At 38.5% G+C, this 13,184-nt stretch carries 10 protein-coding genes and 3 pseudogenes; 10 read left to right on the top strand and 3 right to left on the bottom strand.

The genetic code is table 11. The features are described 5' to 3' along the window. The first annotated feature begins 84 nt into the window (after positions 1–84). Positions 85–957 carry an ATP-binding cassette domain-containing protein gene (locus tag DW965_RS10495; protein WP_005348496.1) on the top strand — a complete coding sequence of 291 codons (873 nt, stop codon included), beginning with the start codon at positions 85–87 and terminating at the stop codon, positions 955–957. A gap of 36 nt (positions 958–993) precedes the next feature. Here the strand turns inward: DW965_RS10495 and DW965_RS22155 are convergent. Continuing rightward, a pseudogene (locus DW965_RS22155) lies at positions 994–3,238 on the bottom strand (tetratricopeptide repeat protein). A gap of 250 nt (positions 3,239–3,488) precedes the next feature. Here DW965_RS22155 and DW965_RS20410 point away from each other — a divergent pair. After that, complete coding sequence (locus DW965_RS20410) at positions 3,489–3,623, top strand: hypothetical protein (protein ID WP_005348500.1); 135 nt, start codon at positions 3,489–3,491, stop codon at positions 3,621–3,623. Between the two features lie 47 nt (positions 3,624–3,670). On the opposite strand, the gene DW965_RS10485 is transcribed toward DW965_RS20410, so the two are convergent. Together DW965_RS10485 and DW965_RS19985 are read right to left on the bottom strand one after the other, a co-directional pair. Continuing rightward, positions 3,671–4,279: a hypothetical protein gene (locus DW965_RS10485; protein ID WP_055157105.1), complete on the bottom strand. Its 609-nt coding sequence runs from the start codon at positions 4,277–4,279 to the stop codon at positions 3,671–3,673. After that, positions 4,272–4,457, bottom strand: a complete 186-nt coding sequence (locus tag DW965_RS19985; protein ID WP_009245306.1) for a hypothetical protein — start codon at positions 4,455–4,457, stop codon at positions 4,272–4,274. Before DW965_RS19985 ends, DW965_RS10485 begins: the two co-directional genes overlap by 8 nt. Before the next feature lie 355 nt (positions 4,458–4,812). Between DW965_RS19985 and DW965_RS10475 the strand changes: the two genes are divergently transcribed. From DW965_RS10475 to DW965_RS10440, 8 genes and pseudogenes are all read left to right on the top strand, one after another. Beyond that, positions 4,813–7,785: a TOTE conflict system archaeo-eukaryotic primase domain-containing protein gene (locus DW965_RS10475; RefSeq protein WP_110925840.1), complete on the top strand. Its 2,973-nt coding sequence runs from the start codon at positions 4,813–4,815 to the stop codon at positions 7,783–7,785. A gap of 40 nt (positions 7,786–7,825) precedes the next feature. Then, a pseudogene (locus DW965_RS22150) lies at positions 7,826–9,450 on the top strand (recombinase family protein); the annotation flags it as partial. A gap of 200 nt (positions 9,451–9,650) precedes the next feature. After that, positions 9,651–9,971 (top strand): SymE family type I addiction module toxin, encoded by a 321-nt coding sequence (locus DW965_RS10465; RefSeq protein ID WP_118595131.1) that lies wholly within the window; start codon positions 9,651–9,653, stop codon positions 9,969–9,971. Next, positions 9,968–10,769 (top strand): annotated as a pseudogene (locus DW965_RS22570) (ParA family protein). The gene DW965_RS10465 and the pseudogene DW965_RS22570 overlap by 4 nt, the downstream one beginning before the upstream one ends. A gap of 54 nt (positions 10,770–10,823) precedes the next feature. After that, positions 10,824–11,105 (top strand): ParB N-terminal domain-containing protein, encoded by a 282-nt coding sequence (locus DW965_RS10455; protein WP_330421114.1) that lies wholly within the window; start codon positions 10,824–10,826, stop codon positions 11,103–11,105. Positions 11,106–11,421: 316 nt separating this feature from the next. Next, the gene (locus DW965_RS10450; RefSeq protein ID WP_117509428.1) at positions 11,422–11,610 is read left to right on the top strand and encodes a hypothetical protein; all 189 of its coding nucleotides are present in this window, start codon (positions 11,422–11,424) and stop codon (positions 11,608–11,610) included. 149 nt (positions 11,611–11,759) lie between these two features. Beyond that, positions 11,760–12,770, top strand: coding sequence for a helix-turn-helix domain-containing protein (locus DW965_RS10445; RefSeq protein ID WP_117509301.1), 1,011 nt, complete (start codon positions 11,760–11,762; stop codon positions 12,768–12,770). Between the two features lie 158 nt (positions 12,771–12,928). Beyond that, positions 12,929–13,184: MarR family transcriptional regulator (locus DW965_RS10440; protein ID WP_119198362.1), on the top strand; the 256-nt coding region annotated here is incomplete at its 3' end.

Raw genomic sequence — 13,184 nt, 5'->3', positions numbered from 1 at the left:
ATTTATGGAACGCTTGTGTCTTTTATAGCGGGGCTGTTTTTATTTGCAGTATTACCAATGACTTTAAAGAAAAGAGGATAGATTATGAGTATTAGAATAAATGATTTAACAGTTAGATTTAAAAATGGTGTAGTTGCAGTAAATAAGGCATCTCTTGAAATACCTAAGGGAATTTACGGACTTTTGGGTGAGAATGGTGCCGGAAAAACCACTTTGATGAGGGTTCTTACAACTGTTTTAAAACAAACGGAAGGAATGGTTTCCCTTGATGGAATTCTGTATAACGAGGGAAATTATGAGAAAATACAGAAAAAGATTGGTTATCTTCCACAGGAAATCGACTTATATCCGAATCTTACGGTGAAAGAATGTCTTGTATATATGGGGGGACTGTCAGGAGTAGCCAGAAATGACCTCGAACAAAGAATTACCTATTATCTGGAAAAGACTTCTCTTACAGAGCATCAGAATAAAAAAATGCGGCAATTATCTGGTGGTATGAAGAGACGTGTCGGACTCATACAGGCACTTCTTAATAATCCGGATTTTTTGATTATTGATGAACCTACCACCGGGTTAGATCCGGAAGAAAGAATCAGGATCCGCAATCTTTTGGTTGATTTTTCAAAGGATAGAACTGTGCTGTTTTCCACTCATGTAGTAGAAGATTTAGCAGCAACCTGTACACAGCTTGCCATTATGAAAAAGGGAAGTTTTTTATATTCTGGAAGCGTGAGTGGGTTGCTGGAAAATGCAAAGGGCTGTGTTTGGAATTGTACGGTACAAAATGCAGAAGAAGCCCGTTTGTTAGAAGCCAATTATTCTATATCATCTAAGCAGTATGTAGAAAATGGAATTCATATGAAAGTATTAAGCAAAGGAAAGCCAAATGAGAATTGTGTCCTGGATAATGATATCACTTTGGAAGATGCATATATTTATTTGACGAATAGTTGAATATAACGGCGGGCAAGTTGCCCGCCGTAAATATGCTTATTTTGTTAAAAGACCGGATAGTTTTTTTCCAATGCAAAATCCAATCTGTGGATATAACTCCTGAATTTCCTGATATTTTGCTTCAATCATTTCTGGTTCATCAGCCCAGATCTTTTCATATATTTTGAAAGCTCTTTTAAAATGTGTTTTGGCTTGCGGAAGATTGGCAGTCATCAGATAAATGGTTCCAAGGGTTTCCTGTACTTTGGCATAATCCAGACAGTCATCGGAATGGTATTCCTTGATGATGCCGGATAATTTTTGCAATTCAGAGATGCCTCTTTCGGGTTCCTGCTGTTCTGTCAGGAACATTGCATAATTGGCAATCTGAGGTATGCTGTCATTTATATGAAGCAGGTTAAATTGGTCAAGCAGTGAGATGCTTTTTTCCATGTGTTCTCTTGCAAGATCGGGATAACCGTTCATGCGGTAAAGTCCTCCAAGATTGGCATGAAGGTTAGAAACGAGGCGAGCATTGTCAGCAGTGATATTTTCTATCTGGGCAAGTGCATCTTTTTCCAGTTTTATTGCTTTTTCAGGTTTGGTTTCAAGGGTTGCCTGAAAATCCAGTAATAACGCCCGGTCAGAGTTGGTGCCAATGCTTTTTGTCTTTAACAGCACCTTCAGTTCCTGAATGATTCCCTTCATACCTTTGTGATAGTTATAGTTATCCATGTATGGAAATGCATTTTCCAGAAAAAGCAGATACTTTGGCATATCATCTTTTTCAATTAATTCTATGATATTTCCGATTGTTTGAAATAGCTTTTTATAATAATCTACTTCCATTCCATGCATTAAACATATGTGCTGTAAAGAATCCAGAAACGTGTGACAACTACTTACAGATGGTTTTGTCTCTGAAAGGGTGATTTCCTGAATCATCGGATGCAGAGAGATAGTGCGACGTGTTGTTGTCTGAACGAAACCAGTCTCAATTAAATCGTTGATTTCATTTAGTGTGGACAGTTCCAGCCATTTGGCAAATATACGGGCAGAAATACCGGTGGAAGGAAGAAAGCACATATTACACATGATATCCTGCTGTTTAAGAGATAAAGTGTATAAAGAAAACAGCGTATGGATATGACTATAATAGGTGGCTTTGCTGCTTTGTCCATCTTTGATTATTTTAATTTTATCTTCGTTATGGAAGATGCTTTTTCCACCTGAAGTCTTGTTAATAACTGGTCTGGAGTCGAGATTCCATTTTCCAGAAGTTTTGCTGCCAGTTCCACGGCAAAAGTATGAGAGTGAACAGTTTCGATGATCTTTTCAACTGTTGCACGGTATGCGTCTGCCTCTGAATAAAATGCTGATGCCAGCTGTAAGAGAGCGTTCATATCCTCTATTTCTTTTAATGGCAGAGTACAGTATTCATCCAGTTTGCTTCTGGTTGTAAACAAAATCTGGCAGCGATATTTTAATACTACTGACAGAAAGCTGTCCTGTGTGGCAGTGACATTAAAATTATCTATGATAAGCAGAGTATCAGATTTCAGGGAACGCAGGAAACGGTTATGTCTTTGAAACCGTTCCTGTTCAGTGCTTTCCGGAAGATCGTCAATAAAATCCATGTCAGTAATATCCTGATGAAGATTGCCGGTATATTCTACATAAAGGATATTGGTGTATTGCTTTATGTACCGCTTTGCGTAGGCTTTGGCAAGTTCACTTTTTCCAATTCCGGCGATTCCGCAAAGAAAAACATGACGGTTTTCCTCAAGCATGGTATATAATTCTTCCAGTTCTTTATCTCTTCCGATAAAATGACGGCATGGTTTCGGAACCTCACTGTCCATAATATAATCCAGCACAATGGGGGATAAAGCGCCTCCGGCGAGCAGCTTCTGATTTTTGGTATTACGTTTGATGAATTGGCGTTCCATGCCAAAAGAAATCAGTTTTGCAAGAAACAGCAGTCTTGAACTGGCTGGTTTATATAAGGGAGTCAGATTTTTCTTTTTCGCATCTGAGATGCTGTCATCCTGAATGAATAAAGTGTAAATATCTTGTATAACCATATTACAGTCAGACATCAGTGGAAGAAGATTCTGGTGGATGGTATGGGCTAATTTTTCCTGATTGGATGACTTGGAATAGTAAGCGGATATTTTAGGACTGATTTTAGCCTGACCAGTCATCCAGCGGCAAACCAGACCGTTGTCCATTGAAAATCCTGATTTGTCGGATCATCCATAAAATCTTCAAATAATTCGTATAAAAAATCAGGCTGACTCATTTGATTACTTTCGCTGATATGATTTTTTAAGCAAGTGCTAATAGAAGAAAAATCGCATCGATTCAATAGAAATTCCCCTTTCGTAGTTAAGATTAAGTATATCTATCATAACACGAACATACATTCGATTCAAGAAAATACGGATATTTTTAAAGTGATTGTGTCAATTTACAATCAATTTCTATTCAATGTGGTTTTCCGGCAGGTTCTGTAAAATAAGCTCAGATCAAAACAATAACGGGAGGAGCTTATGCAACAGAATATTGAATTTGAGCGGTGCATTGATTTTCTGGTACGGATGATTGATAAGTACGGCGCTGAAGTCCTCCGGGAGTTGGAGGAAGAAAAACAGAATAAGGAAGAAAAAGAAGCGGCAGTTTCCTGAAATACAAAATGTAAATCAGACTGTCGCTTTTTTCATGCATTTTTAAATCAAATAAATTTTAAAAGCTGATGCAGAGTGTGTGGCTCATTATTCTGAGAAGCGGTAATACGAGTATCAAATGGCTTGAAATGATTCTGCGTATAAAAGCTCAGAAGAAATTCATTATCTTCGCATTCAAGAAACTCCATAACGCCACCTACGGAATATTTGAGACTGGATATGGTTTCCAGTGCAAATCCCAGTAGAATATTTCCAGGAATTCGTTTTTCCTTTGGAAGAGAATAGTTCTTTCCCAACTGGGCGATCAGGTAAGCTGCGGTAGTATAGGATTGTGTTTCTTCATCCAAAATACTGACACGGGACAGCTTTTTTGCCATTGTCTTGCTGATATTTGAAGCACGGACAGAGATGGGTTTTACTGTAAGTGAAAAATAACCAACCAATGAAGCATCTTCAGCATCAAATACCAGATAAGTGATAGATTGATCTTTTTTGGTAAACTCAATCGCATTATGTAATAAAAAGTATTCCACATCGAGATTTTTGGGACAAGAAAAATCGGAGAGTAAGTCGTAAAGACTTTCCTCTCCGATATATGTCGGTTCGTCTTTATCCAAATATGCCCGAATATTAACGGTAAAATATTTATCAGACATGTTTTTTCTTCCTTTTTGACATTAAAGCTAAGATTTCCTGTGGGTTCGTTAACTGACGTCCGGGAAGTGTCTGCTTTGGTGTGCGGTCACGGTCGGCTTCGTCAATTGCTGCGACAAAACGCTTTATGCTATTTGGATTGGATACGACAAAATTATGAGTAATACTTGAAGTAGCCATACTAACACCTCCTCTTTTTTGGCTTTTTTGTGTATTTATAGTATATGCAATGTGTGATAAAAACACAATATCGAAAACAAAAATAATTTCTAAATAATTTTCAAGCCGGACATTTATTAGACGCTTCCGGTAAGCGAACAATATTTTCGAGCCAATCATTTATAAGTCGCCAATGGTGGGCGGGCAATATTTTGATAACAGAAATGCTCTGTATCTAACTTAATTATACGATTGGCGAAGAAATGCGTCAATACGGAAAATAAGTATTGAAAATAGTTGGAACAAGTACTAAAATTAAGTTGGGACATTGAATGGAAGTTATGTTACGAGATAATAAGAATTGTAGGTGGAAGGTTTGAACATAGAAGCATATGATGCTGATTCATTGAGAAAAATGGTTAGGTTGCTTGAATATGAGAACAAGATATTAAAAGATAAATTGAAGAAAGCAGGCATTTCATATGAAGAGGTGAATCCTTTTGAAGAAAAAATAGAAAGTGCAGAAGAATATGACCTGGATCAAGGGAGTCGTATTGTAAATCCGCCATATATTACAGAGAAAATGGCAATACGTTTCTTTTCGATGTTTTGGGGAAGAGAAGATGTATATGCCAGACGGGGAAAGAACGGGGGTTATTTTCCACAATGTGCAAATCGTTGGAATGACCGGCTTTGTCCTAAACAACGTAAAGAGAAGGTATTTTGTGATGAATGTGAAAATACCAAATGGATAAGTCTGGATGTAAAAAAAATAATTGCTCATTTGTTAGGCACAAAAGAAGATGGATCAGATGTAATAGGTGTATATCCTTTACTGCCAAATGGAACATGCAGATTTATTGTATTTGATTTTGATAATCATGAAAAAGGAGCAGAGGTTACGGACTTTGCAAATACGGATAATGAGTGGCATAAAGAAGTGGATGCGCTTAGAAAAATGTGTGAGCTTAATGGTATCAGACCTTTAGTTGAGAGATCTCGATCTGGAAAAGGTGCCCATGTATGGATTTTCTTTAAAAAGGCAATATCTGCGGCAACAGCAAGGAATTTTGGATTTCTCCTGTTAGACAAGGGTTCAACTTCCATCAATCTGAAATCTTTTCATTATTATGATAGAATGTATCCTTCGCAGGATGTGGCAAGCAGCATAGGTAATTTGATTGCATTGCCATTACAGGGGCAGGCACTTAAAAATGGAAATAGTGCTTTTGTAGATGAAAATTGGAATGCATATCCTGATCAATGGGATGCTCTTTTCAATAAAACAAAAAAGCTGGGAATAGAAGATGTTGAACAATGCATGGCAAAATGGCAGGGAGAATTAGCAGAAGTCAGAGGAACGCTTACTAATATTGAGAAGAATGTCAGACCGAAACCATGGAAGAAGAAATGTGAGTTTTGTAAGTCAGATGTTGTGGGCAAGCTTCATATGGTATTGGGCAATGGAGTTTATATTGATACTCTGAATCTTATGCCAAGAATACAAAATCAGGTCCGTAGTTTGGCGGCATTTGATAATCCGGAATTTTACAAAAATAAAAGGCTGGGATATTCTAATTATTATAATTTCAGTACTGTATATTTAGGTAAGGATATAGATGGATATATACAGATTCCGAGAGGACTGCGGGAAAATATTATACAGGAATGTGAAAAAGCAGGCATTTCAGTTGATGTTTCAGATCAAAGAGAAACAGGACAACCTATCAGAGTATCTTTTAAAGGTGATTTGCGAATGCAACAGGAATTAGCAGCAGAAAAATTATTATCACATTCAGATGGGGTTTTGAGTGCGGCAACTGCATTTGGAAAGACTGTAGTATGTAGTTACCTTATTGCAGAGCGAAAAGTAAATACGCTCATTTTGCTGCAAAATAAAGATTTGCTTAATCAGTGGGTTGATGAATTGAATCATTTCTTAGAGATAAGAGAAGAACCACCGGAATATGAAACAAAAACAGGAAGAAAGAAAAAAAGAAATAGTGTGATAGGCGTTTTGCACGGAAATAAAAATACATTGACAGGGATTATAGATGTTGCAATGGTTGGTTCAATGTACAGCAGAGGAAAATTTAATGAACGGATTAATTCTTACGGAATGGTAATTATGGATGAATGTCATCACGCAGCTTCTAACACATCTATGGAATTATTGCAGAAAATAAATGCAAAATACGTATATGGTGTTTCTGCTACACCTAAACGTGGTGACAGTCTTGATCGGATCATCTATATGCTGTTAGGACCTTTGAGACATAGATTTACTGCATTGGAGAGGGCTAAGGAACAGGGGATTGGACATTATTTTGTCCCAAGATACACAAGAGTAGTTGATACTGCAGAAAGCAAGGATAATATTAATAAAGCATATAATTTGATTAGTACCAGTAAGGTGCGCAATGAAATGATCATAGATGATGTTATAACTTGTGTTGCAAGAAAACAAACTCCTGTAATTTTGACAAGATTTAAGGAACATGCAAAATTTTTACATGATGCCTTAAAGAAAAAAGCAGATCATGTATTCCTTCTGTATGGGGATAATTCGGATAAGGAAAATGCTGAAATAAGAGTAAAATTAAAGCAGATACCTGAAAATGAATCGCTTATTTTGGTGGCAACTGGTCAGAAAATAGGAGAAGGGTTTGATTTCCCAAGACTGGATGTATTAATGCTTGCAGCACCTGTATCTTTTGAAGGACGCCTGGAACAGTATGTAGGTAGATTAAACAGAGATTATGTCGGAAAAGAAGCCGTTTATGTGTATGATTATATCGATTCGCATGTGCGTTATTTTGATAAAATGTATGCAAAAAGATTGAGAACATATAGGAAAATGGGATTTTCAATCTGGACGCAAGAGTTGCAACCTAAACAAATAATAAATGCAATATTTGATTCTGTAAATTATACCGAAAAATTCGAGCAAGATATTGTAGAGTCAGAAAAAATGGTGGTAATTTCCAGTCCGGATATCAGACAGGATAAAATTGACAGATTTTTATTACTAGTCAAGAAGAGACAGGAAGTAGGGGTAAAGGTCACAGTTATTACAACAGATCCGGAAGATATTACTTACGGAAAGTCAGATGTATGTTATGAATTAATCAGAGCAATGCAATTGGTAGGAATAAATGTGATAACAAGAACAGAAGTAGAAGAATATTTTGCCGTTATTGATGATGAAATAGTATGGCATGGTGGGATGAATCTACTTGGAAAAGCTGATGTCTGGGATAACTTAATGCGTATCAGAAATTCACAAGTTGCAACGGAATTGTTGGAAATTGCTTTGGGATGTTCTGAGGAGAGGAGGAAAAGTGAATAAAAAGATAAAATGTGATATCTATACCAGAGTATCCACAACCATGCAGGTAGATGGCTACAGTCTGGATGCTCAGAAAGAAAAACTCGAGAGATATGCGGAATTTCAGAACATGGAAATCGTAAATGAGTATTCCGATGAAGGTAAGTCTGGAAAAAGCGTAGAGGGCAGACCGGAATTTCAGAGAATGTTGGATAATATTGAGAATGGAACAGATGAGGTGCAGTTTGTACTGGTGTTCAAGCTTTCCAGATTTGGTCGTAATGCGGCAGATGTTTTAAATTCTTTGCAGAGGATGCAGGATTTTGGAGTGAATCTGATCTGTGTAGAAGATGGAATTGACAGCTCAAAAGATAGTGGAAAGCTGATGATTTCTGTTCTGTCTGCGGTGGCAGAGATCGAACGAGAGAATATCCTTGTTCAGACAATGGAAGGACGTAAGCAGAAAGCCAGGGAAGGAAAATGGAATGGTGGATTTGCTCCGTATGGTTATGAATTAGTAAATGGAGAATTGCAGATTGCAGAGGACGAAGCAGAGATTATTCGTCTGATCTATGACAAATTTATTCATACCAATATGGGAATCTCTGCGATTGCTGCATGGCTGAACCAGCATGGATACAAAAAGAAAAAACGACAGAATAATACACTGGACGCATTTGCCGCTTCATTTATAAAGGGCGTTCTGGATAATCCGGTATACTGTGGAAAGCTGGCTTATGGACGAAGGAAAAACGAGAAAGTTTCTGGTACAAGAAATGAATACCGCATTGTAAAGCAGGAAAATTATATGCTGCACGATGGTATCCATGAAGGGATTGTTTCAGAAACAGACTGGGAGCTGGCACATCAAAAACGGGAAAAAACAGGTGTGAAATATGAAAAGACACATAGTTCGATCATGAGCATATTTTATCCGGAATATTGAGATGCCCATTATGTGGAAGTGGTATGTATGGAAACGTGAACCGAAAGAAAAAGAAAGACGGAACCTTATATAAGGATTATTTCTATTATGCCTGCAAACATCGTCGCCTGGTAGATGGTCATAAATGTGGATATCGTAAACAATGGAGCGAGGAGAAGATTAACAATGCAGTGGAAGAAGTTATTCGGAAGCTGGTGAAGAATCCGAAATTTGAAGAAGCAATTCTGAATAAAATCGGTTCAAGAATAGATACAGAAGAAATAGAAAAAGAGATTGAAAGACTGGAAAAACAGCACAGGCAACTGACCGGAGCAAAAGCAAGACTTGGACAGCAGATGGACAGTCTGGATATCATGGATAAATTTTATGAGAAGAAATATCAGGATATGGAGACAAGGTTATACCGTTTGTATGATGAGATTGAAGGCGTGGAGAACAGTATAGAAGAAGTCAAGAACCGCCTGCTGAATATCCGGCAACAGAAAATATCAGAAGAAAACGTCTATCAATTTCTTTTGTATTTTGATAAACTATATGATAAGTTCACCGACCTGGAGAAGAAAGAATTTCTTAACAGTTTTGTGGAACAGGTGGACATTTACGAGCAGGAGCAGCCAGATGGCAGATTCCTGAAGCACATAAAGTTCCGTTTTCCGGTGTATTTTGGAGACAGGGAGACGCAGGAACTTTGTTGGGACAACGAAAGTACAGTTGAAACTGTGTGCCTCTTGAGCAACCGAAAACCAGATACCACGGTAAAACTCAGCGTGGATATGGATGATTACTATCGTATTAAAGATGGTAAAGAGCCTAAATAAAATCGAATAATACACTGAATTAAAGCAGGATAGAAGCTGTTGATGCGTTAGAAGATAACGTGTCAGCGGCTTTTTCTTTTTATCTGAAAATCTATTAGTCAAATCTGAAAGGAGTCAATTCTATGGCAAAGAAAAATGTAAGGAATATGAAGGTTTGTGGACAGAGCGGTTATAAATATGAGACAGTTCCGGCAATTACATTAAAAGGAAAGTGGCTGGAAGAACTGGGATTTCATCTTGAGGATTATGTGCAGGTGAAATGTGAAAATGGTCAGCTGATTATCACGCCGGATGTGGATAAAGCACAAGAGCAGGAAGCGAAGACCGCATTTATGGATGAGGAGATTAAGAAACTGATAATCAGATACCAGAATGAAAAAGAAGAAATTACTGCAAAATATGTGGCAGAGCAGAGTGCAGGCTGTTATGGAAAGAAAGCATGAGAGGGGGAGAATGTATGGCAAGGATTATAATGTGTGGATCATTTAAAGGGGGAGTTGGCAAAACTGCCAGCTCCTGGAATTTGGCGTATTCACTGGCTGAGATGGGAAAAAGGGTTCTGGCTGTTGATTTTGACAGCCAGGCAAATCTGACAACCTGCTTCGGAATTGAAGATCCTGCGGCTGTGCCGGTGACGATTGGACATCTGATGATGAATCGGCTGGAAGATGAGGAAATGCCGGATCCGTCAGAGTTTATTCAGAGCAGAAATAGCGTGGACTTTATTTCATCATCCATGATGCTTTCAGCAGTGGACAGTAAGCTGCGGATGGAGATGGGTTCAGAGAAGATGCTGACTGGTATTCTGGAGCCGCTGAGAGGGCTGTATGACTATATTATTGTAGACACCTGCATCGCTCGGAACATTGACGATTAACGCATTGACGGCGGCTGATGAGGTGATTATTGCCGTCAATCCGCAGCTTTTGGCAATGATGGGATTGCAGGATTTTATCCGGACAGTGAAGAAAGTCAGAAGCAGACTGAATGACCGCCTGCAGATTGCAGGGATCCTGCTGACTATGTGTGATGCCAGAACAAATCTCTGTAAGGTAATCACAGAACAGCTGACGGATACTTTTGATGGACAGATCCGGATTTCTAAGAGTATCATACCAAACACAGTAAAGGTGGGAGAATCAATTTATTACAGTGAGCCGCTTCTGGAGTATGCACCGGAGAATAAGGCTTGTAAAGCATACCGGAATCTGGCAGAGGAGGTGGTTGGGGATGAAAGCTAATGCACCAAAAGAAAAGTATTTCAGGACGCACTGGATCTTCTTGCTGAGGATCCGGTGAAGAATACGCCAGTGCCTGTGAACGGGATTGTTTCTATTCCGGTTGAGGAAATACATCCGTTTCAGGATCATCCGTTCCGGCTGTATGAGGGAGAACGCCTGGAAGATATGGTACAGAGCATCAGGGATCATGGTGTGCTGAATCCGGTGATTGTGAGGAAAGCTGCAAGGGGCTATGAGATGCTTGCAGGGCATAACAGAACCAATGCGGCAAAGATAGCAGGATTGACAGAGATACCTGCGATTCAGTATTTATCAGGTTTTGCCGAAGCTGATTGAGTTGTGGGGGATGAACATCAGGACGGATGTGGAGGCTAAAAAAAACTTCATGCAACAGACCGTGAAAGGACAACTCCCCTGTTTCTTCTCCGGTGTGTGCAGTTGGGGATTTCCATCCGGGATCTGGATCTGCTGACTATCGGGATGGTGAATGATATGTTTGTGGAAAGCAGGAACGATGAGTATAAGGGATGGAGACAGGTTGCCACGCAGGAGGATTTTGACAGGTTCTGATCTGATGAAATGTGGTGACAGGATGTTTCAGAAAGGGTATAATGGGTTTATCAAAGTCGGGATTTGGAGGAGATTCTTATTTATGAAAAAAGGAATAAATAAATCAATCTTATTTTATATTGCATCAGTTCTGTTTCTCGTAGCCTCAGCTATAGACTTTACGAGTGGAAATGAAAATTCTATGGCTATAGTATGGTTATGTCTTGGTTCTTCGTTTCTTTGCTTGGGTTCGACTCATAAGAAAAAGGAAAACAATACAGATGATAAATAATTTCCTGCTTGTATTGCTGGAAAATCGGGATTCATAGAGTCCTTTTGTGATTTGCAACTGCTGGTTGACAGATTTACAGCCTGAAATGGTGGAATGCAAACAGCAAAACTGTTATATTTAGCTCATAAAATCTGCAAAAGGAGGAAAAAATGATTTTAGCTGATAAGATTACAGAGGAAAGAAAAAAGAATGGATGGTCACAGGAAGAACTAGCCAATCAGTTGGGCGTATCCAGACAGGCAGTATCTAAGTGGGAAAGTGCAGGAGCTGTTCCAGATTTGCAAAGAATTTTACAGATGTCGGAGCTTTTTGGTGTTAGTACAGATTACCTATTAAAAGATGAAATGAAAGCAGAAAATATCACCTATCACGAAAGTACTGAAAGCTATGCAGAACCGTTGAAAAAAGTAACTATGGAGAATGCAAATGAATTTCTTGACATGAAAAGAAATGGATCCAAAGTAGTGGCAAACGCAACAAGTATGTGTATCTTAAGTCCAATATTATTGATTGTTCTTGTGACAATGGCAGAAGATAGCGTATTTCATGTTTCGGAATCTCTGGCAACAGTATTTGGATGTGTTTTTTTGCTTGGAATGGTTGCGGCAGCCGTCTTTTTGTTTATTACATATGGAATGAGTGAATCACATATGGAACATTTTGAAAAAGAATGCTTTGAAACAGAGTATGGTGTATCTGGAATGGTACGAGAAAAAAAAGATTCCTATGAACCAATTTTTATCAGAGGAACGGCTGTTGGGGTAGTGCTTTGTATACTGGCAGTGATTCCGACAATTATTGCCGAATCTATGGAAGCGTCCGACTATTACTGTGGTCTTTCCGTTGGATTACTGCTATTCATACTTGCAATAGGAGTGAATCTGTTGGTTCGTGTTGGGATGGTAAAAAGCAGTTACGATACCCTTCTTCAGGAAGGGGAATATACAAAAGAAGAAAAACTGTTTAAGAAAAAGACTGACACGTTTTCTGGTGTATATTGGTGCTTGACTACAGCGATTTACCTTGCATGGAGCTTCTGGACGATGAGCTGGGATATTACATGGATTGTATGGCCGGTTGCAGGTGTTTTGTTTGCAGCATTGCTTGGTGTGGCGAAAATGGTGTTAAAGAGTGGCAGTGAAACTCAGCACTATATTTAAGATGGAGTTAAGTTTATTTTCCGCATATTATACTCATCCAGAAATTCAAGTTTGGAGAATTGAAAAAAACGGAATTTACCTATTAAGACATATAAACTCTTGACAATAAAGCTCCTATATAGTATGTTTTTAATAAACTACTATATAGGAGCTTTTGTATGGAAATGAATGGAGGATTTCTTGTCACCAAAATAAAACAGCTTGGAGACCGGATTTTTGAGAAGATTCTCAGTGAAAAGAATATTGATGCGTTTAATGGAGCCCAGGGACGTATTCTTTATGTGCTGTGGCAGGAGGATGGTATCTCAATCAGGTCACTCTCGACTAAATGCGGATTAGCGATAACATCTCTTACTACGATGCTGGAAAGAATGGAAAATCAAGGGCTGATAAGCCGTGTTCAGTCTGAAACGG

Source organism: Blautia sp. AM47-4, from assembly GCF_003479865.1.
GTDB classification, from domain to species: Bacteria; Bacillota; Clostridia; order Lachnospirales; family Lachnospiraceae; genus Fusicatenibacter; species Fusicatenibacter saccharivorans.
This window is presented reverse-complemented; position numbering and strand designations above follow the sequence as displayed.